19 protein-coding genes and 2 pseudogenes are annotated in these 21628 nt (G+C 44.2%); 4 read left to right on the top strand and 17 right to left on the bottom strand.

The window, feature by feature from the left end:
- Positions 1–23: 23 nt before the first annotated feature.
- Positions 24–386, bottom strand: a complete 363-nt coding sequence (locus ACPXSQ_RS13200; protein WP_014605086.1) for a hypothetical protein — start codon at positions 384–386, stop codon at positions 24–26.
- Between the two features lie 290 nt (positions 387–676).
- Positions 677–1141 (bottom strand): winged helix-turn-helix transcriptional regulator, encoded by a 465-nt coding sequence (locus tag ACPXSQ_RS13195; protein WP_014594538.1) that lies wholly within the window; start codon positions 1139–1141, stop codon positions 677–679.
- Between the two features lie 209 nt (positions 1142–1350).
- Here ACPXSQ_RS13195 and ACPXSQ_RS13190 point away from each other — a divergent pair, with 209 nt between their 5' ends.
- Together ACPXSQ_RS13190 and ACPXSQ_RS13185 are read left to right on the top strand one after the other, a co-directional pair.
- A complete protein-coding gene (locus ACPXSQ_RS13190) occupies positions 1351–2478 on the top strand; it encodes an MFS transporter (protein WP_161610951.1) in 1128 nt (375 codons plus the stop codon).
- Between the two features lie 2 nt (positions 2479–2480).
- Positions 2481–3371 carry an EamA family transporter gene (locus ACPXSQ_RS13185; protein ID WP_014605084.1) on the top strand — a complete coding sequence of 297 codons (891 nt, stop codon included), beginning with the start codon at positions 2481–2483 and terminating at the stop codon, positions 3369–3371.
- Here the strand turns inward: ACPXSQ_RS13185 and ACPXSQ_RS13180 are convergent.
- Positions 3306–4232: a LysR family transcriptional regulator gene (locus tag ACPXSQ_RS13180; RefSeq protein ID WP_013027144.1), complete on the bottom strand. Its 927-nt coding sequence runs from the start codon at positions 4230–4232 to the stop codon at positions 3306–3308. The two genes, ACPXSQ_RS13185 and ACPXSQ_RS13180, sit on opposite strands and share 66 nt — an antisense overlap.
- A 147-nt stretch (positions 4233–4379) precedes the next feature.
- Here ACPXSQ_RS13180 and ACPXSQ_RS13175 point away from each other — a divergent pair, with 147 nt between their 5' ends.
- Together ACPXSQ_RS13175 and ACPXSQ_RS13170 are read left to right on the top strand one after the other, a co-directional pair.
- Positions 4380–5801, top strand: coding sequence for a M20 family metallopeptidase (locus tag ACPXSQ_RS13175; protein ID WP_028715785.1), 1422 nt, complete (start codon positions 4380–4382; stop codon positions 5799–5801).
- Positions 5798–7072, top strand: a complete 1275-nt coding sequence (locus tag ACPXSQ_RS13170; RefSeq protein ID WP_028715786.1) for an MFS transporter — start codon at positions 5798–5800, stop codon at positions 7070–7072. Before ACPXSQ_RS13175 ends, ACPXSQ_RS13170 begins: the two co-directional genes overlap by 4 nt.
- A gap of 982 nt (positions 7073–8054) precedes the next feature.
- Here the strand turns inward: ACPXSQ_RS13170 and ACPXSQ_RS13165 are convergent.
- From ACPXSQ_RS13165 to ACPXSQ_RS13100, 14 genes and pseudogenes are all read right to left on the bottom strand, one after another.
- Positions 8055–8213 (bottom strand): annotated as a pseudogene (locus tag ACPXSQ_RS13165) (IS3 family transposase); the annotation flags it as partial.
- Positions 8214–8225: 12 nt separating this feature from the next.
- Positions 8226–9276 (bottom strand): annotated as a pseudogene (locus ACPXSQ_RS13160) (IS3 family transposase).
- A 687-nt stretch (positions 9277–9963) separates the two neighbouring features.
- Entirely contained in the window at positions 9964–11118 is a 1155-nt protein-coding gene (locus tag ACPXSQ_RS13155; protein ID WP_426144009.1) for an ATP-grasp domain-containing protein, read from the bottom strand.
- Positions 11119–12190: 1072 nt separating this feature from the next.
- Complete coding sequence (locus ACPXSQ_RS13150; RefSeq protein ID WP_250331171.1) at positions 12191–12670, bottom strand: flavin reductase; 480 nt, start codon at positions 12668–12670, stop codon at positions 12191–12193.
- A gap of 158 nt (positions 12671–12828) precedes the next feature.
- Positions 12829–13374, bottom strand: a complete 546-nt coding sequence (locus tag ACPXSQ_RS13145; protein WP_228225544.1) for a hypothetical protein — start codon at positions 13372–13374, stop codon at positions 12829–12831.
- Positions 13375–13436: 62 nt separating this feature from the next.
- Complete coding sequence (locus ACPXSQ_RS13140; RefSeq protein ID WP_426144006.1) at positions 13437–13835, bottom strand: hypothetical protein; 399 nt, start codon at positions 13833–13835, stop codon at positions 13437–13439.
- Positions 13816–15054, bottom strand: a complete 1239-nt coding sequence (locus ACPXSQ_RS13135; RefSeq protein WP_028715789.1) for an MFS transporter — start codon at positions 15052–15054, stop codon at positions 13816–13818. Before ACPXSQ_RS13135 ends, ACPXSQ_RS13140 begins: the two co-directional genes overlap by 20 nt.
- 8 nt (positions 15055–15062) lie before the next feature.
- A complete protein-coding gene (locus ACPXSQ_RS13130; protein ID WP_426144004.1) occupies positions 15063–16166 on the bottom strand; it encodes an ATP-grasp domain-containing protein in 1104 nt (367 codons plus the stop codon).
- Positions 16163–16627, bottom strand: coding sequence for a GNAT family N-acetyltransferase (locus ACPXSQ_RS13125; protein WP_158279691.1), 465 nt, complete (start codon positions 16625–16627; stop codon positions 16163–16165). Before ACPXSQ_RS13125 ends, ACPXSQ_RS13130 begins: the two co-directional genes overlap by 4 nt.
- A 1-nt stretch (position 16628) precedes the next feature.
- Positions 16629–17396: a class I SAM-dependent methyltransferase gene (locus ACPXSQ_RS13120; RefSeq protein WP_013027156.1), complete on the bottom strand. Its 768-nt coding sequence runs from the start codon at positions 17394–17396 to the stop codon at positions 16629–16631.
- Positions 17386–17919: a hypothetical protein gene (locus ACPXSQ_RS13115; protein WP_426144001.1), complete on the bottom strand. Its 534-nt coding sequence runs from the start codon at positions 17917–17919 to the stop codon at positions 17386–17388. The genes ACPXSQ_RS13120 and ACPXSQ_RS13115 overlap by 11 nt, the downstream gene beginning before the upstream one ends.
- Positions 17912–19150, bottom strand: coding sequence for a 3-isopropylmalate dehydratase large subunit (locus ACPXSQ_RS13110; protein WP_014605075.1), 1239 nt, complete (start codon positions 19148–19150; stop codon positions 17912–17914). The genes ACPXSQ_RS13115 and ACPXSQ_RS13110 overlap by 8 nt, the downstream gene beginning before the upstream one ends.
- Before the next feature lie 6 nt (positions 19151–19156).
- On the bottom strand, positions 19157–20278 hold the full coding sequence (locus ACPXSQ_RS13105) for a homocitrate synthase/isopropylmalate synthase family protein (RefSeq protein WP_013027159.1): 1122 nt from the start codon (positions 20276–20278) through the stop codon (positions 19157–19159).
- Between the two features lie 21 nt (positions 20279–20299).
- A complete protein-coding gene (locus tag ACPXSQ_RS13100; RefSeq protein ID WP_014605074.1) occupies positions 20300–21628 on the bottom strand; it encodes an LLM class flavin-dependent oxidoreductase in 1329 nt (442 codons plus the stop codon).

Genomic DNA, 21628 nt, shown 5'->3' with positions numbered 1-21628 from the left:
CGGACTCATTTAGGGGAAAGCCGTTAGGCCGAAAAGCGACAAGGACGATCAAGCTCGTCCAGTTTCTTTTCCACCAGCCACTGAAACGCTTTGCCATCCGGGCGGGAATAAAGCGCTTTTCTCACCGGCACCAGCGCCACCCACTTCTGGGCAATCGTCATTTTTTTAACGTCGGACAGCGGCAGCCCATGACTTTCGCTAATCGCCCGATTAACGGCCTGTTCGGCAGTGATGTCCTTCCAGTTACGGTTACGCTTCAGCGCCTCGCCAAACCACAGCAGGCGAAAACTCTGGTGACGTTCGATAAGCCCTTTCATCGCACTGACGCGCTGCCAGAACGTTTTACTGAGGGTATCAATGACATCCTCAGGAAAGAAAGAATCCATGGTGGTTCTCCTTTGCAGATGAATGTTCAGGTCAGTATGTGCACCGCTCTCTGTTATATCGGCATATGACCGTCAGAGTGACAGTAACGCATAGCAGGAATGATAAGCGTGTCACAGGTAAAAAACGCGCCTGTTTACAGCCTTTTACGTCCTTTACACTATCTAACGAGAGATATCATGGTGTGACCACGGCGCGGTATAGCCCCCTTGTAAGCGAGCTGTTAGCCATCAAAGGCTGCGCCATAACCTTCAGGCGCTTTGCATCCTTTTACTGCGGGTATTTCAGCAATTCACCCGGCGGTTTTATCAGAAACGACGCGCCTGCGGTGGCAGTCGCCCGGTTGCAGTTTGTTTCCCTGAGAGGAGCGCACATCCAAAAACTGAACCGGCTTACCCTGTTCGTTATCAAGCAGAACAGAATAGGTTTCCCCTTGTTCAAACATATAACGCTCTCCCCATTGCCGCATCGCCACAACAATGGGGAAAACGGAACGCCCCTTTTCCGTCAGGACGTATTCCCTGTAGGCGCTGCCATCCGATGCTGGCAAAATGTCGAACACGCCGATATCGACCAGATGTTTCAGGCGCGAAGCCAGGATGTTTTTGGCAAGCCCCAGGTTTTTTTGAAACTCGCTGAATCTCCGCACATCATCAAATGCCTCGCGGATAATCATCATGCACCAGCGCTCACCAATCGATTCCAGCGTCCGCGCAACGGGACATTCGCTGGTTCTTAGCGATTCCTGTTTTGCCATGGGTGTTCTCCCTGTCAGTCTGTCTACTGATGTAAGCTTAATCCCCGCATTTAACAGTTGCAAAAAAAAACCACTCTTGTTACTTCTATAAGCAACCTAGTTTTAAAAAGAAACCAGAATAAAGGCACCTTATGGCAGGTAAGGCAAGTACGTGTCGCAATGACGGAACGAAAATCGCATCGACCAGTGTCACTGCGCTGAGTTCAGGGATGACGATGCTATTTTCATTGACCTGTGCACTGGCGGTAGCCAATGTGTATTCTGCGCAACCGTTACTCCAGTCGATGGCGACAAGCCTGAAAGTCTCGCCCGCTATGATCGGCAGCATTGTTACTGCCACACAGGCGGGCTATGCCATCGGCTTGCTTTTTCTGGTGCCGCTCGGGGACTGGATGAACCCTAAACGCGTAGTGATGACGCAGTTGTTATTCTCCGTTGTGGCGTTAGTTATGGCGGGGTTATCACGCAGTGTCACGGTCCTGCTCTGCGCCGTGCTGGTTATTGGCCTGATGGCCGTGGTGGTGCAGCTTATCGTAGCGTGGGCAGCGAGACTGGCGACACCACAAAAACGAGGCCAGGTGATTGGCACCCTGACCAGCGGAATTGTTACAGGCATCCTGTTATCCCGTTTTATCTCAGGCGCCATTGCCGATATCGCCGGCTGGCGGGCTGTTTATCTCACCTCTGCCTGCCTGATGTTGCTGATTACCTGTTTCGTCTGGAAAGTGATGCCATCGCCCCCGCCACGGCCCTGCAGGCCCAGTTACCTCTCCCTGCTGAAGTCGGTTTTTCGGTTGTTTATCACGGAACCTCAACTGCGAAAACGTGGGATGATTGCGCTCCTGATCTTCGCGGCTTTCAGCATGCTGTGGACAACCATGGTAATGCCACTTACGGCACTTTCCCTGACACATACCCAGACAGGTATGTTTGGCTTAGCCGGAATGGCTGGCGTGCTCGCGGCATCACGCGCGGGCAAGTGGGCTGACAGAGGATTTGCCCAACGCACAACAGGGTTAGCACTGGCACTATTGGTGTTCTCATGGCTGCCTGTCGCATATGTCGAAAACTCTTTGTGCTGGCTGGTGGCAGGCATCATCGCGCTGGACTTTGCGGTGCAGGCCGTTCATGTCTCCAGTCAGAGCCTCATCATTGCAGCCAGACCCGCAGCAGCAAGCCGTCTGGTCGGTGCTTATATGTGTTTTTATTCGCTGGGCAGCGCAGCAGGCGCCCTCATTGCAACGCAACTGTATGCCTACTGGGGATGGCAGGCCGTCTGCCTTGCCGGTGCCTCGGTCAGCGCGTGTGCCTTTCTTATCTGGTCAGGATCCCGTTAATCATGAAATACCCACATCTTCTGCTCGCCATCCTGGTTACCGCAATCTGGGGCGTAAACTTTTCCGTCATTAAACTTGGCCTGCACACTATCGATCCCTTCATACTGGCAGCCATTCGCTTCACGCTGAGTGCCCTGCCTGCCCTTTTTTTTATCAAAAAGCCCGATGTGCCGTGGCGTTACCTCATCGGTTACGGCCTGATTTTTGGCATCGGCTTGTGGGGGCTGGTCAATCTGGGAATCAAAACAGGCTTGTCTGCCGGGATAGCATCGCTTGCGCTGCAGTTCAGCGCTTTTTTTACCTTATTGCTGGGCAGCCTGATATTCCGGGAGCGCCTCAGTCGCTATCAAATCACCGGTTTTGTTATCGCCTGTGCGGGTTTACTGAGCATTGTTTTTGTAACGGATGGCTCGGTTACACTGAGCGGTATGCTGCTGGTCATGGCCGGTGCGCTTGCCTGGAGCGTCGCCAACATCATTATTAAAAAGGCAGGCACAAAACAGGTATTCGCCTTTCTGGTATGGTCGAGCGCATTTTCGCCGCTACCGCTTTTTGGCCTGGACTGGCTGGTTAACGGTAGCAGCGGCTTTACAGAGATGTTTAGCCACATGGACAACCGCGCGTTGTTGTCTGTTTTGTTCCAGGTCTATCCCAATACACTTTTCGGCTACTGGATATGGAATTCGTTACTCAAGCAGTATCCGGTTTCCACAGTCGCACCGCTTTCACTACTGGTGCCGGTCTTCGGGATTTTAGGTTCCATGATGATATTCGGCGAGCATATCTCACCGCAAAAAATGCTTGCTCTGCTGTTGATTATTATCGGGCTAACGGTCGGGTTGTATGGTCAGCGACTCGTCCAGCGCGTTCAGTTGCTGCCGCGCAAACGCTAAAAATACCTCCAGCGCGGCACTACGCGGCCGGCCGGAAGGCACCTGCAACTGCAGATTGCGCTGGCTTAATTGATCGATGCCGACGGATCGCAAAACCAGTCCGTGCGCTTCGGCTTCCTGTATCACGCTGAACGCACTGCAAATGGTGACGGCTAATGGCGTATGCAGCAGGAACTGGAACAGGGTTGAGAAATTGTCGCAGGTCACGACCGGTTCAATCAGATTGCCGCTCATATGGCTTGCCAGCTCGAACAGCTGTCGTACCGTGGTGTTTTGCTGCGGCAGTGCCAGTGGATAGTGGCTGATATCGCTGAGCGTTACCTGCGGCGCGCTGGCCAGTGGATGACCCTGATGCATGACTAACAGCACCGGTGCAGGCCAGGAACCGAGGATCTCAACCCCGTGCTCAGCGTGCAGGCTGAACTGCAGCGCCAGGTCGCAGTCGCCATTACGTATCAGTTCTGATACGCCCTGTGGGCTGGCGACCTTGATCTCAAAAAGGATGCCGGGATTATTCTCCCGAAATGCGGCGATCATGCGGGGCAGCAACGTGAAGGCCAGGCCATCGGTACAGACCAGCCGAATCAGGGTGCGGCGTACTGCTTTCAGCCCTTTGATTTCCGCCAGCGCGTATTCCATATCCAGCATATTTTTGCGCACGTGATGGGCAAAAATTTCCCCGGCTTCATTCAGCACCATGCCGCGCGCGTGGCGATCAAACAGCGGCACGCCCACCTGCGCCTCCAGCCGCTGAATTTGACGACTGATCGCCGATACCGCAATAAACAGCTGCTCGCTTGCCGCACTGAGCGATCCGGCATTGGCGACGGCAAGAAAATAGCGGATTTCATTACTGATCATGCGAACGCCTTTTGCTGGTGCATGCCTCGAAAACGGGCAGGAAGCTTTGCTTTAAAAGCAAATCTTACTCGATAAATTGATAATTGTGGCAAAGCAGCGTTTCGGAAATGATGGGAAAACCATAATACGAATAAAAGACGAGCAAACATGACAGCCCAACAAGCGGTAGACCAGGCCACCGCCTGGTTCGACAGTGGGGAATTTCAGCGGGTTCTGGCGCGCCGCGTTTCGCAGCGAACCGAGAGCCAGCGCCAGGATCGCGACAGTGAATTACACCACTATTTACACGACGAAATCGGCCCACAGCTAAGTGTGTTGGGTTTCACCCTCCACTTCATCGAAAACGCCGAAGCGGCCCATCGTCCTTTTCTGGTGGCGGTGCGCATCGAAGATCCTGCGCTCCCTACGCTGCTGAGTTACGGCCATGGCGATGTGGTGTTCGGCGATGATGAAAACTGGCGTGAAGGATTAATGCCCTGGCAGCTTGTTGAAGAGGGCGATCGCTGGTACGCCCGTGGCAGCGCAGATAACAAAGGTCAGCACTGCGTAAATCTGGCCGCGCTGGAACAGGTGTTTCTCGCACGCGGCGGACGTCTGGGCTTCAACTGTAAGCTGCTGTTTGAGATGGGCGAAGAGATCAGCTCACCCGGCCTGGCGCAGCTGTGCCGGCAGCACGGCGATCTGCTGAAAGCCGATCTGTTTATCGCCTCGGATGGCCCGCGCCTGAATGCGGTGCAACCTACCCTGTTTCTGGGATCGCGCGGTGCCGTGAATTTCCGCCTGACGGTGACGGCCCGTGACAACGCCTATCACTCTGGCAACTGGGGCGGTTTGCTGAGCAATCCCGGCACGCAGCTGGCCAACGCCATTGCCGCGCTGGTTAACGCACAGGGTGTACTTCAGGTGGAAGCACTGAAGCCTGACTCACTGACGCCGCAGGTACGTGACATTCTCAGCCAGATCAACGTTGGCGGGATGCCGGGCGATCCCGAGATCGATCCGAACTGGGGCGAACCCGCATTAACGCCAACGGAACGCCTGTACGGCTGGAATACGCTTGAAGTGCTGGCCTTCCTGACCGGCAATCCTGCGCGCCCGATGAACGCCATTCCAGGTGAGGCAACGGCCGTCTGTCAGTTGCGCTTTGTGGTGGGCACCGACTGGGAAAAGCTGGCGCAGCACGTCAGCGAACATCTGACGCAGCACGGCTTTGGCTATGTGAAGGTCGAGTTCCTGCGCGGATCGCCGGCAACCCGCCTTGATCCCACCGATCCGCTGGTCGACTGGGTGCTGGCCAGCATCGCCGAAACCAGCGGTAAGAAACCGGCTCTGCTGCCCAACCTGGGCGGTTCGCTGCCCAACGAGGTGTTTTCCGACATCCTCGGCTTGCCCACATTGTGGGTGCCGCACTCCTATCCCGCCTGCGGCCAACACGGGGTGAACGAACATATGCTGAAGTCGATTGCGCGTGAAGGTCTGCAAATCATGACCCGACTGTTATGGGACTTAGGCGAGCAAGGCCGCGAACTGGTGGCGAAGCATCGTCAACATGCCGGAGGTGCCGCATGAGCACGCTCAACACCGCTGCACCGCTGCACGCGAATAAACCCAGCCTGCATAAAACCCTTTTCGCCACCTGCATCGGTAACGCGCTGGAGTGGTTTGATATTGCGGTTTACGGCTTTTTTGCCAGCTATATTGCCCATGCGTTTTTCCCGACCAGCGATCCGTCCGTTTCTATGCTGCTGACCTTCGGCAGTTTCGGTGTCTCCTTCCTGATCCGGCCATTGGGCGCGATTGTGTTGGGTAACTATGCCGATCGCCACGGGCGTAAAAAAGCGCTACTGCTCTCCATCAATCTGATGATGCTGGGCGGTGCCATCATTACGTTTATGCCGGGCTACGAACACATTGGTCTGGCTGCGCCCTTATTGATTCTGCTGGCGCGTCTGATACAAGGCTTCTCTGCCGGTGGCGAATTTGGTAGCTCGACGGCGTTTCTGGTCGAGCATTTTCCCGAGCGCAAAGCCTTTATCGCCAGCTGGCAGTTCGCCACGCAAGGGGCAAGTACCCTGATGGCATCGGCCTTTGGTCTGGGATTAACGAAAATCCTGACGGAAAGCGAGATCCAGGACTGGGGCTGGCGCATTCCTTTTGCCTTTGGTCTGCTGATCGGCCCGCTGGGGATCTATATTCGCCGCCACGTACATGAACCTGCCAGCTTCGCCACCCGGCAGCCTGAAGTCGCCCCGCTTAAGCGCCTGTTTGGTCGTCAGAAAGAGCTGATGCTGCTGGCGATTGGCCTGATGGTGATCTCTACGGCGGTTAACTACATGCTCAACTATGTGCCGACCTACGCCACCCACAATCTCCACCTGCCCGGCTCTGTGGCCTTTACCGCCACCTTGCTGGCGGGGGTGATCCTGACCGTGGTGACGCCGATTATGGGCCTGTGGGCAGAGCGCGTGGGCCGGGTTCCGCTGATGTGGGGATCGCTGATTTTACTGATTGTCACCATCTACCCTGCCTTTAAGCTGGTGGTGAATCACACCACGCCCACCACGCTGATCGTGCTGGTCTGCTGGATGGCGTTGCTCAAGTCGATTTACTTCTCCACGGTACCCTCGGTCATGGCCGATCTGTTTCCTATGGGCACGCGCGCCAGCGGCATGGCGATCAGCTATAACGTGGCGGTGACGGTATTTGGCGGATTTGCGCCGCTGATCTGCACGCTGTTGATCACCGCCACCGGCACCAGCCTGGCTCCCGGCTATTACCTGATGGCGATGTCGGTGCTGAGCGGCCTGGCGCTGCTGCGAAGCCAGAAGCGGGTGACCTGAGAGCACAGGTGCACAGGGTTGTGCACCTGACGGATTTTATCATCGTGATGAACAGACAGCATGTTTTTGGAAAGAGATTCCCATTTTTGTCATCCATGTCAGATTTCCGCTGTTCGTCATGGCAACCTTAATCATTTACACGTTATGGCGCATGGTTCATCTTTACGGTGTGGTCAGCAACTCGGTTCGATTTCAGCATGACCGGGCTTCACTCTTTTTGTTGCATCATGCCCAGTCATTGAAGTGTGTACCTCTCTCATAACAAGGATGATGGGATGACAATCTCTAAGGAAAAGACCAAAACAAATCAGTACCAAATCCGACTTTCTCACGAGTTTCGGACGCAGCTCGAAGAACAGGCGTGTGAGGATGGTGACGTCAACCTGGCGACGTGGATAAAGCGGGTACTGCGGAAAGAGCTTAAGGTAAGGGGCATTGAGCCGAAGGGGGGAATTTAGGTTGGAGTTATTTCGCTTTAACGGCATTATTATTGTTGTCTCAACAACCAGCCAATGTTTCAGCTGCCAGAGATAAATGCTTATGCGGTTGCCAGTTTTAGTTGACTACTACAGTGCTGACGAATAATGGATACGTAGAGTAAAATTACCCCAAAGTGATCTCGAAGCAGTAGTTAATAAAGAGGGTATGGTTAAAAGTAAAGATTACATAGCTAAATGGCTTTAGACAGGTGAGGATTTATAATGAGTGCAGTAAAAGTTGCAATTAATCCATAGGACTTCACTCTTTATAAATTTGATGACTCTACTTATATAATGAAAGTCATATTTAGTGAAGGCGAGTATAAAGTTGATGTGGAGAGGTTTTTTATTTTAACTGATTATTTTTCTGGGTTTGAATATAACATCTAAAAATTAAAAAAAATCTCTCAAGAGATAAGAAGTGACTATAATAAGCACAAGCATAGAGAAATTAATAAGATTCACTTTAATATTCTTTTAAAGTTTTTTTAACAAGTTTACCACTATGAATCGCCACGGATAATCCAGACACTTCTGAGCCGTTGATAATACTGGTTTTCATATTCTGTCGGTGACATCTGATCGCTCGAACCATGCCGACGCTTACTGTTATAGAACATTTCGATGTAATCAAAAAAATCGCTACGGGCTTCCTCCCTTGTAAGTACACCTTTTTAGTTCCACGCACTTTTTGAGATTTCCGGGTTTTCAGTTATCAGCCGGTATTCTTCCGGCGTCAGGTTATTCAGGGATTCATGAGGGCGCTCGCTTTTATATTCCATCAGCCAGCGCTCTAGAATTTCCTGTGCTTCATTCAGGGTTCTGAACAGATAAAAACCCAGTATTTCTGTCCAGTACGTCCCGCAGAATCGCTCGACAAAGGCATTATGCGTTAGCTTGCCAGGCCTGATAAACTCTGGCATCACACCATGCTCTTCTGCCCATTGTGCCAGCTCAGCGAGACCCGCTCCAGGCAATTAACCATATCCGCACCCTCAGCGGATATCCGCGGTTCGCCACTATCCTGTCCAGTCCCCTGATGACACGTTGGGCTGTGATATTCAGGTCAATTCGAACGCCAGTACTTCGCTGTTAAAATCACCCAACCCATTTTAGGTCCGGAAGCGTCTTCCGCATACCAGCGCATCGTGCATAAAATAGATGGACCCGCTCTGGTTCATTGCCTCTGGCGTAGGCAGCGAGCCTGGATTACTCACCGGCAAAGCGCTGTTTTCCCTTATGGCGAAAATTCAGGTTCAGCAGGCAATAAATCCGGTAAACGCGCTTATGGTTCCAGCTATTGCCCTGCATGCGCAGCACCTGAAAAAGCTTTTAAAGCCTTATCGCGGATAGCGTTCAGCCGTCACGGTCAGTGCCATAATGGCCGGCTCATCACGTCGCGTATCCGGCTGATATCGAAATACCGTCCTGCTCAGCGAAAATATCCTGCAGGCATGACGTCATCTCATAGCAAACTGCGCGGTCAGACAGCTGACTACCTGACGCTTTATCGCTGGTTTTAACATTTATTTTAAATAACGTCTTTCAATGCCGACACTCGAGACTCAGGTCCGCAAACATCGGTTTTAGCCGGCGGTTTACATTTTCGAGGTCTTTCATGTTTTTGATATCACAGGCCTCTGAAATTCCGACTTCGCGGCAGACATCTTTCACGGACTTCAGAACGGCAAAGATCTGGTGTTCGATGAATCGGGCTTTGCGCATGACAATCTCCTCCGGTAAAATAATTATTATGCCGAAAGATCTCTAAAGTTGAATGGTCCGCTTTGACGTGATGCTGACAGCTAAATATGATACTATCTATTATTAAATCTTAAATGAATTTTTAAAAAGTGCTTGCTGCAGAAGAATTGATGGTTAAGAGCTAAGTCTAACTTATTAATGGCAAGAAGCATTTAATTTTGATAACATCACAAACATTGTTCTTTTAAACTCTTTTTATACCAACTGCATTTGTGGGAGGCAAAATGAACAATTATTGGCATCAATTCGTAGACACATGATATTTATCAATGCGAAGTAACATTGAGGCAGATTACAACTCCCCTCTGAACATCGAAACTCCCATTAACTCAGAACATCTAAATATCTACAGACCTTCAAAAACATTGCCTACGAGTTAAATAAATATAATACCACGTATAGTCTCACCATAGCTAACCAATAATATAGATCATTTTTTGAAAAAATTAATTCCACACCAGGGAGGGCAACCATCTTTAAATTAATCAATTACTACCCCACTCTGTTTACTATAATAATTAATCATCATACTTATCAATTAATTCTAATTTTTTTGACAACCTCAAAATAATACAGTTAATTATTTTATTTCCCCAATAAACTTATAGTTTTCTATTTTAAAACTGCATATTACAAATACATGTAAATTTAAATATATTTTTCGAATAACTCCTTACTCTCATTTATGCCATGAATAATTCTTTCTGAGTATATTTCTAATTCAGTATTTTTGATCCTCTCTAATAGTTCACATTGATCTTCACCCCATATTGTGGCCCTTCCTGTGTTGGTTTTTCGAGATTTCATTTTTTGGACGAAACCAAATTCTTTTAAACCTGTTTCAAGTTTCAAATGAATTGGCATCTCAATGACTTCGTTTTCATGATTTAATTGTGAAGAAAATTTATTATAAATTTTACTTTCCAAATCCAATTGATATAAATTTTCATTACAAGCATATCCAGTAGCTCTGATTGTTCCATTATACCTCGCATTAATTTCTATAACTACCAAATCCTGATGTGTTTTTATAAACTCAACCTCTATCCATCCATTAAAGATATTGGTATTACTAATTTTACTTAATATGGCATTTATTTTTTCATTTAAGCTTTTATTTTTTAGCTTGCTAATATACCTGAATTTGTCCATTGCGTGCCCGCTATGAATATCAGTTTCGCCTTTAAACATTATCGGGGAGGCTATATAAAACCCATTTAGCATATAAGCGTTTACAGAAAACTCGAGTCCTTTCAGAAACTGTTCTACATACCAATCAGTTACCTCATGAGGGAGTTTATATATGTCATCAAATCTTTGGCAATAAAATTGATTTACACCACCTGCTCCATTGTTAGCTTTACAGACTATAGTTCCACCATTATATTCAAGGAAATCATGTATTTCTTTTTTTGTGTTACATTGAAGCCCTTTGGGAATACTAACACCCAAAAATGCCATTAACTCTTGCGTGATGCTTTTATAAGCAGCTGTAGAAAAAGCATTTTCATTCATGCCTAGATAGATGTTTCTTAATCCTGCCAACTCAACAGCTTTTAATTCAGCGAACGAGTTGATTTCAGAACCGGAAGTGCTCCATATAAAATCAATTTCATTCCCAAGCTCCATTAATCTTACAGAGTAAGAATCTATCTTATCGTAGTACTCATATTTCAAACCTAAGCTAAGTTCATTTATTTTTGGAGTATAGAAAATTAGTGATCTTTTTAATCCAAAATCATCGCATGCCATAGAGGATAAATCACTATTAAAATGCGACGTAATAATTAAACTTTTCATCATTTTACACCTTTAGTTATGCTACTTTAATTTCATCCATAGAAAAATGAACGTTTATAAAATACTAACTCAATAGCTAAAATGGTTATAAAGAGTAACTAAATGCCAGATTTAAATTTCTAACTCGCACTAAATAAGTATGTAGTTTCGATATCTTAAATATAATAATACATGCACTGTGAGCCTGACGGCAAGCCGTCAATACATGTCCTTTGGCTGGAATCGCCTTTACTAACAAGTGTCTAATATGTAAGCCAAACCTGAATTAATACTACATCAAGACGACCAGAATGACCACAAATCGGCATTAGTTTTATCAAAAAATACGATATCAATGCTAGCTGTTGTCATCATAACAACTGCCTATGTTCCAGTGAATTGAGAGAAACGCCTTGGGGTAACCACATCCAAATGTCATCATTACCTGAGAGATGACGCTATCGGGCGGTAACAAATCCGTTTAACCTTTAAAATAGAGCACCGGTCCTTTTCTACTTCACATCACACTCCCATACACCTGTTTTACTCATCTGGCATTTTGTGCCTGATTCTCACTTCAAAAAAATAATTTTCCTCTGGGAAGGTTCCCTTTTTATTAAGGAATCGTACCTATGCATTACATCAGGATGACTAATCCTCTTATGTTACTGAATTATGATTAGACGGCTTCTGCAAAAATTATAGTGCATTACGTAAAAACTCAGCTTAACCTTCGTCTTAATTACGGACACATAGTTGATGAAGATCCCCTGATTCCTGCTGACGGCCTTCCTGACTTCCTGACCTGGTTCCCGAATCTGATTTAAATTGGGATTCAGGTATAATGGGTTCAGGAAAAAGGAAGCAAAAATTCAGAATTTAAATGAAAGTGAAAATCAAATAAAAAATTAATATTTACACGGAAGGTATAATTTAAACACCTAAAAAAAACACACCTTACAACTCTATTTTAATGTAGAAACAAGAATATTAACACCTGGTGATTGTATCTGATGAATATGATGCGGCCTGTTTTTTCTCAGAATATTTATGCCACGAAATAAAGACAGTATTACAGCATTTTAGGCATAGTGCCTTATGATACACGATGATAATTCCGGCAATAATAAACCAGCGCATCTTTCCCCACAAAAGCTTTAGAAGAAAGAACCTGACAAAAGAAGACAGAGTGGGTTCCTGATTCCACAATATTATCTACACGACAATCTAAACAGCAAACGGAATCAACTACAGCAGGAGACCCCGTGACCAGAACGTCTGCGTCGAATAATGCTAAGCGCTCCTCAACTGAAACCTGATGATTAGCACATTGCATTGCAATGTTGCTTTGCTCTCCTGAAAGAATGCTGACATACAAAGAGCCATTATTTCTTATAACACTATTGTTATTGGAGGCACGATTTATACATACGAGTAAAGTGGGTGGGTCGTCGGTGACAGAACACACGGATGAAACTGTACATGCTGCAGCCCCGCAGGAGCCGCTTGATGTTACAATAGTGACTGCAGTAGGAAGATGCGACATTGCGTGGCGAAAAGCACTTTTATCTAGCATAATAGAGCTCCAATGAGTGTTGAGGTGTTATCGCATGATGTTAAATGAGCAATGACATGTAACTTTAAAATATTTTAAACTGGTTCTTATATACAACCTTCAACCCGGTAACCATGTCGCCTTTTCAAAATGAGAGGTTATTTCTAGTTTATGTTTTATTATTCTTTCTTTGAAAAAAGATCATGTTCCTGAATAGCCATGGTAAGACTGTATGGGATGTTATTTTTAATAAGCTGTTCTGCTATATCGCTTGATGGTTTATAAGGGTAAATATACTCTTGAACGGCAGGCATGACCAGATTAGTGGGTAACGCAAACTCAACTTCAGATTGATTTGGTAATGCCATTTTCCATTTTTCAATCACCTGATGCCAGTAGTTATCCATTTTTTCGCCTCCCACAAATGCTGCAGGCTGAAAAAAATTTAACAGCGCAATGTTTGTAAAATTATCAAAGATAAATGCATCGCGCCATTCACTGGTAAAACTCAATTCTTCGCCATTCAGTCTTCTGCATTGTGCCTGGCTTAAAAAAGCTTCTAAAAAATTAAAAGATATAACATCGTTTTTTGCCTGATGAATAATAAAAGCTACAAATGCGTCAAGTGGGAGATAAAGGGTACGGCCTTTATGTGCAAAACCGCTATTGACCTCTTGAACGGCTGTCATATAGATGAAGCTAAGAGAAATACGTTTAAACTTCATACTTGTATCAAAGTCATGACGCAGACGTCGATCTACAGAGGCAGAGTGCATTTCATTTGGTTTTAGCGAGTAAACGATATTATGTTTTTTTTTTTATTTCGTGTGAAAAAGGTAAGTTTATCTATTTTCCCGCCGTTATTAAACCACCATGCATAAGGGCGCCAGTTCAGATCGCTAAAGTTGGTATGGGTCAAGAAAAACCTTAAATGGAACGCGTTTTTGTTACTATTTTGTAGATCGTAAACATAACGTGAGACCCCCGCTCTTGGAAAAAAAACATTCATACTTGCATGAGGTAAGGTAATATAAATATCTTCTGATGTTATAAACTCATTGATTGCGCTGGGTGTGACGCCAAGCGTTTCAAGCACATGTTCTCTTTCCTGCGTATTTAAATGAGTAAACTGTTTAAGATAAAAACCAGTAATAAATTCAGAAAAATCACTTTTGAAATTTAACATCACCTAAATCCTCATAGTTAAAACTGCGACTCTGATAAACCCATAATACATTGAAAAAAATAAGCAGTATCGCAAGTATTAGATAAGTTGTAGTTATGCTGTAAAAAGTCAAAAAAGCACCAGACGAAATAGAAAAGACAATTTTCACACCAGAAGCGACTGAGTTTCTCATCATTGTGAATTTACCAATATTTTCTATATCAGGCATTTGATTCGTGAGTACCTTAATAGAAATCATATGCCATGAAACAAAAAAAGAAGTGAGAAATAAAAAAAAGTATACGGCATAATAATTTCTCGTTGATAAACACATCAAAATCAGACAGATGCCAGAAATACACAGAGAAAACCGTAATGAAGACTTTAGAGAAAGCATATTGAGTGCTGCTGCTATCCCCGAGATAATGACAGCACATTGTAGAGTCATATTCAGCACTGGATAAATTTTCTCGCTATTACCATATAGAGAAGATAATGAAGGAAGGGATGTGTTTAAAAATTGTAAAGCTCCACTTGATGGAACAGTAAAAATCAAGGGTAACAAAAAGTCCTTACTGCGAAAAAGATATGTAAAGGATTCATTTTTCTTAGTGACAGAGTGAATCTGCACAATAACCTCAGCGTCTTTATTATCAGGATTCCCTTTCTCAAAAAGTGTCGAAATATAAATATTCAAAAGGTAGATGCAGCAGGTCAGCATGAGCGCTTGCATGTAGTAACCCGTACTGATAGCCCATCCTCCTATGGCCGCGCCAAAAACCTGAGCGGCCTGCATGCCAGAGGAGGCAAGCTGAAGTGCTTTTATTGCATCACTATTACTGAATGCTGTTCTGATAATGCGATTTTGGGATGTCTTATTAAACATTTTGACAACAGATAATACGGCCTGTGCCAAATAAAAGATACTGAGCGTGATTAGTTCAAAACCCTCATTTCTCATTAAAATAAAATAGACAATTAGCGATATGGCACTAAGAGAAACATTACTGATAAATAACTGTTTTCCAGGACTGCTCGCATCAGCTTTTTTGAGGAAAAAGAATCCTAATACGGCTGATGGAAGATATGAAGAAACTATAGTCAGACTGACAAGCATCGGACTATGAGTTTCATGATATATAAGCCACAAAAATATAACCGTCTGAATCCCTTCAGCCGAGCATGAAAGAAAATTGTATATCTGGAAGAAAGCGTTTTTTTTGGTTTCATATTTTAACATATCGAATCTTACTCTTGTCTGTCAGAAATATCATGCAAAAAATTCCTTATTTCTTCTAAGGATGATGAAGAAACATAAATCATATGATTAAAAGACGTTGAACTGGGAACTGCGGGTTTAGCAGCATTCTCACGCAAATTTACATATTTATCCACGGATACTTTTGACGTACTTCTGATATCATCGACCGGGAAAGAAGAACATATCCCAATAGCAGCACAATATTTATCGGACTTATGATTTAGGGGTAAAATAAATTCTTTATCAATCTGAGAATAAATAAATGCCTCCCAGAAATCGACGCCTCTATACATATAATACATATCGGTCACACCCGCTCCGGGAGGGCGGATACCAAACTCACCGAGTATAAATCCATCCTGAGTATGATACATTTCAATATGAAAAACGCCATTAGTCATTTCAAAATGACTTTGCAAATTCGTGGCAAGTATTAAGGCATCTTCATGAAGCAGTGTGCCATCGGGTAAGTTGATACTGGCTCTGTTTTTACTTTTTGCCTCGAGTATAGGCTTGTCGTAAATTGACAGTGTTGAAAAGAGGATATTACCGTCTTTGATTATACAATCAAGATGATATTCATCTCTCATTAAAACCTTTTCTTCAATTAACATCAATTTGTTATTTTCATTAAGATATTGGTTTAAGTCTTCCTGTGTGACTGTTTCGACATGTTTTGCAGAACTACCTGTAAGAGGTTTTACGATGTAATCTTTCTGGGATGACAGTAAAAGATTCTCTGAATTGATGATCTCACCTGATAGCCAGAACTTTGGACAGGATAAAAAACCTGAGCAAAAATTACGCATCAGGAATTTATTGGTTGCAATTGTACTTTTATAATATTTTTCACCATAAAGTGAATAACGATTACGCAATAACCCAGCCAAAGCGATAAAATCCTCAGAACTGGCTATAACATAACTGAATGATTTTTTATGCATTAAATCATCTGAAAGATTAATGATATAATCTATACTTTCGTTATCCAGTGTTCCTCTGTCAATAATAATAAATTCTATCTCATTGAGCCCTTTGATGACTCTTTCCATATTACTTTTCAACCCAATAACCAATGCTTTTTTATTCATGGCTTTTCACCGTTTAATTTTAAAATAAATACACTATGCATATTTGTCTGGTATTTATGATAAAAGTAAAATCCTTTACTTTCAAAATAGCGTCGGTTATAGCTTAGCGAATCTCGCAAAACGATCTTCATAAAATCCTTTCTTTTTTCATACGCTATTTTCTTCAGTTTATGAAATAATTCATTCCCTACTCCCATTTTTCTGAATGGTGGTGTGACGCAGAGAAAATGGAAGTCCAGATAAATATCATAAAGTTCATATCTCACTGCCCCCACAATGTCTGACTTGTATTTCGCGACTAGCCACTTCGAGGATTCCTGAGCAATGATATTTTCAGTAAACTGCAAAGCGGTAGGTGAGAAATTCAGTGTATAAGGTTCGTAAACTTTTTCTAAAGCCTTTCTTAACAGCTTCGCATCTTCATACGAAGCTTGTTCAATGCTGATGTCCTGAATCGTCATGCTATGAATCATCACGCTTCTTAGCTATAAATAACTCACTTATATAATCTATGCTAATTTTTCCACCAACTGAGTGTTCGTCAATCAAGATTTCAATCTCCTTCCAGAATCCATTACGATCGTTCTCAATAGCTCTTTGTACCTGGGTTGAGGAAGAAATGAATCCAAAAAAATCTTCTGAAATCATTTCCATAGTCCACCCTGTGACGACTTTCTTAAAGTTAGCAATAGGCAATTTAAAAACATTGGTGATTTCATTTTCATAGTCATAGTCGCGATAATGTCTGCTGTAACCTGGACTAAATTTCTCTAGCAAACCTTCATATTTGTTAAGCATTTCATTATTTCTGTAATCTCGATTGTTTTGCAAAACTGCAAAAACCCCGCCCTTATTTAAAGATTTTATCGAAACTTCTAATGTTTTAGCTCTATCCATCCATTGGAAGGACTGTGCCGCCATAATGACGTCAATACGGCTTTTATCAGAAAGAATATCTTCCGCTTTTCCTTTAACCCAAGTCGTACCAGGCAGTTTTTCCCTTCCTTTTTTTATCATATCTTCAGAAATATCTATCGCCGTGAAATCATAGTGTTTTCCAGTGACACGTGTCATACCTTCAATAGCAATACCTGTGCCTGCGCCAATATCGTATATATTTTTGGCAGACGGCTGCATCCAGTCATGGATTTCCTTGAAAAGGATTGCAGGATAACGGGGACGATATTTATCATAGTTATCAGCCAAACCATCAAACTTTTCACTTTTCATTGCTATAACCTCTTAAAATATCACCTTTTTTTTCCATAATTTTATTTATGGTGTAGGGTATTATGCCACCTGCACTGACAATTGTCGTCATCTGCGAGCTGGGAGGGAAAAAATTTATTTGATTATTTTCTGTATAAATTACCCCTCCAGTCAGTTCTATTTTAATTTCACTTAAATCTGCAAGTTCACTCGTATCGACCTCAATCGCATGTAAACCCAAATTCCAAGAGTTCCTAAAAAAAATCCTCCCGAAAGAAGGGGAAAATACATATTTAACACCACATGCCAACAGAGTTGTTACTGCCTGCTCCCGCGAACTCCCTATACCGAATATTTGATCACATACAAGCACATCATTGATACTGAGCGTTTCCCTAAATCCGGGAAAACGGCTCTCAAAAAGATGCGGTGCCAGCTGGGCCGGCTCGGTATACATATGTTTATAGCGCGCAGGTATAATATCGTCGGTCGAGATGTTCCCTTCCACGCGTCTGACGCGATAATTTTCAGCAGTTTTACTCATATGCGGACTCTCCCTCAAAATGTGGAACAGTGCCGTTCAATGCAACCATCGCTGCAGTTCGTGGAGAACATAAAAAGATGTCTGCCTCAGCATTCCCCATTCTTCCCTTAAAATTGCGGTTCATCGTACTTAATACTTTCTCCCCATCCGCAGGAATGGTTCCTTGGGTACCCACACAAGCTCCACAACCCGGTGGGGTGACAATAATGCCCGAGCGGATAAGCGTATCGATATATCCCGCCTGGAGAGCTTTTAGATAAACACTTTTCGATCCTGGCGTCAGAAGGCAGTGAATATCGGGATGTATTGTTTTACCAGCAACAATTTCGGCCACCTCTTTGATATCTTCAAGTCTGCTGTTAGTACAGCTTCCAATGAAAATATAATCAAATTTCAGACCCTCAAAGTCATTTGCAGGTTTAGCATACAAAGGACTGTGAGGTGGTGCGATATGGGGCATTAATTCTGATACAGAAAAATTGATGACACTGTCTGCCACTGAGGCATCCGCCTTCAATAGCCCCTCAGGCCTGCCTTGCCCATCTGGCATAAATATGCATTTGGCTCCTAACTCAACAGCCATACTTGCAAAACTTGCAGCTTCGTCAAGCGTTAGCTCTTCTGCCCATTCCCCTGAAACTTCGATCGATTTATAAAGAAATGGTGTTTGTCCGTACTTATTTAAAAGTGCCAACATGACATCTTTTGCCCGCACATCTTTTCCCGTTTTACCCTTAATACACAAATGGACTGTTTGAGGGACTTTCAACCACGTTTGTCCTGTTAACATAGCAACCAGAATATCCGAAGCCCCCATTCCCAGCGCTAAAGACTGTACGGCCCCCCCTGTACAAGTATGGGAATCTGCGCCCAGCACTATATTGCCGGGTTTAAATATTTTACTCTCCAGGGCAATGACGTGACTAATTCCCTCCCCTCGTGAATAGATGTTTATTCCAAGTTTTTTTGCAAATTCCATGGCCTCGTTGACACGTTTAGCCATGGTTTTATCAGGTACCAGAACTGAATGGTCGAAGAAGAACCCGATTTTATCGGGTTTTAGCACCTCAGACAGATGATAATCCTGAAACAGTTTTGCCACGGTCGGTGAATTTCCATCCTGAACATAGACGTAGTCAACATCTACCGTGATCAGTTCACCTGCTGAAACCTGACCTCTGCCACTGTGTGACGCAATGATCTGGTTAACAATCGGCTGATTACTTTTCATACCTGTTTACCCCGCGGTATACAGATCAACTAATACATGTGGAGGGATCCCACCGGGGTGGCGCACGGCATGACTTCTCACGCGTTCTAAACAGCGATCAAGAGCCTTATCGTCGGCAGCTTTCACGCCTGATTCTTCGAGAAAATGTTTGATAATGGCGCGACCGGAATGTTTACCCACGACCAGACGTCGTTCTCCTCCCACCGTAGCTGGGTCGAAGGGTTCAAAAGTACTGCTGTCTTTGAGCATACCATTTGCGTGAATGCCCGATTCATGTGCAAAAACGTTATCGCCTACGATCGGCTGCCATGGACTGATTTTTTGATGGCTGTACCTGGCGACCGTTTCACTCAACGCGATTAATTTTGTTAAATCGAGCCCTAAATCAACCCCGTGGAAAAAGTGCAATGCCATAGCAACTTGTGCCAGGTCTGGCATTCCAGCCCTTTCACCAATGCCATTGACGCAGACATGAAAGTAGCGTGCTCCTGCTTCAATGCCTGCCAGCGTGTTAGCAACTGCAAAACCAAAATCATTGTGGCAATGGCACTGCAAATCGATGTTGACGTTCTTATTTAACAAAGAGACTTTTTCTTTGTATTGTGCAGGAGAAAGAATACCAATCGTGTCAGAGAGGCGAAGACGATCGGCTCCAGCCTCAGCAACTACCTGTGCATACTCCTGTAAGAATCCAATATCTGTTCGGCCTATATCTTCTGCGCTGATAGAAACAAACATCCCTTTGTCTTTGGCAAACTTAACTAAATCTGAAGCCGTCTTTACAAGCCAGGACTTATCTTTCTTAACGCTTTTCTCTAAATGGATAGCTGAAGTCGGTAGCCCGATATGCACCGCTTTGAATCCAAGTGAGATACTGTACTCAATGTCTTCAAGCACGCCTCGGTTCCACGCGATGATGTTAATTTCATTTTTTCTCTCTAACATTTCCGACAGAGCCTTTACTTCATCACCCTTCATCGCAGGTATTCCGGCTTCGATCCATTTAACGCCCATATTTGCAAGTAGATAAAAAATTTCTACTTTTTGCTCTGGTGTAAATGCAACACCTGGCGCCTGCTCACCATCACGTAAAGTGGTATCTTCAAGAATCAGATTTTTATTAAGCATTTTATATTTCCTCGCAATACATTATTGATTAAACAATTTATTAGTAGGTCTTTTAAGCCCCAGTTTTTCTCTTAATGTTCCAGTAGAATATGATTTTTTATACCATCCTCTTGCCTGAATAAGTGGAATGACATGATCGAAAAGATTAATAAGAGATTCAGGCATGAGAGGAGGCATAATGTTGAAACCATCACATGCTTCATTTTCAACCCACTTAATCATCTCATCTGCTAAATCTTGATAGGAACCTGTAAATGTATAATGTCCTCTTGAAATGATTATTTTTTCATAAAGTTGCTTGATAGATAGTTTTTCTTTTCGAGCTAAATCGATAATAATTTTTTGTCTACTCTGATTACCATTAGATTTCGGTAAATCTGGTAATGGTCCTTCAGGATCATTGTTTTTTAAATCAACCCCACCCAGTAAATCTGATAACATACTTAAGCCAAATGATTGAGGGATCAGTGCGTTGAGATCATTAAGCTTTTTACGGGCTTTAGATTCGTCACTTGCAATATAAAAGCTTAATCCGGGAAGAATAAGAAGTTCACTCTTTGACCTTCCGTATTTTTCCATTCGCCCTTTAAGATCATCATAGAATTTTTTTGCATCTTCAATATTGTTTTGTGCAGTAAAAACAATATCTGCTGTTTTTGCAGCTAACTCTTTTCCTTCCTCAGAGGAACCCGCCTGGACGATGACGGGATAGCCCTGAGGAGGGCGAGCTATGTTTAATGGGCCTTTTACATTAAAATATTCACCCTCAAAATTTATTTCCCGGTATTTATCCTTAACGAAGAATTGTCCACTGGTTTTATTCCTTACTAAAGCATTGTCTTCCCAGCTGTCCCACAAACCACTGATAACCTGCCATGCTTCCCAGGCCATATCATAACGCTTTGAATGTTCTGGATGAGCGGCAAGGCCAAAGTTTTTAGCCGCATCCGACTTTGAGGATGTCACCAGATTCCACCCTGCCCTTCCTTTGCTAATGTAATCCAGCGAAGCAAATTCCCTCGCAATGTTGTAAGGGTGTTTGTACGTCGTTGAAGCCGTCGCAACCAGCCCAATATTTTGTGTTTGAGATGCTAAATACGATAATAATGATAATGGCTCCAGTACAGATACCCTGCTGCCATAACCGTCCATATTGTCCTGAAATACAGAAGGCGTATCTGCAAGAAAAAGTAAATCAGCTAATCCTTTCTCACATACTCTTGCAAGATTGGCATACGTATCAATATCAAGCGCTGCCGCTGCATTTACGCCACTTTCGCGCCATGAAGCAGGATGATGTCCTGTTCCATACGATATATAGGCACCTATTATCATCTCTTTTTTTTTCAT

The sequence above is a fragment of the Pantoea sp. EEL5 genome (genome assembly GCF_049892805.1).
Classification (GTDB): domain Bacteria; phylum Pseudomonadota; class Gammaproteobacteria; order Enterobacterales; family Enterobacteriaceae; genus Pantoea; species Pantoea ananatis.
The sequence above is the reverse complement of the archived record's forward strand: the minus strand, read 5'-3'. Positions and strand labels throughout refer to the sequence as shown.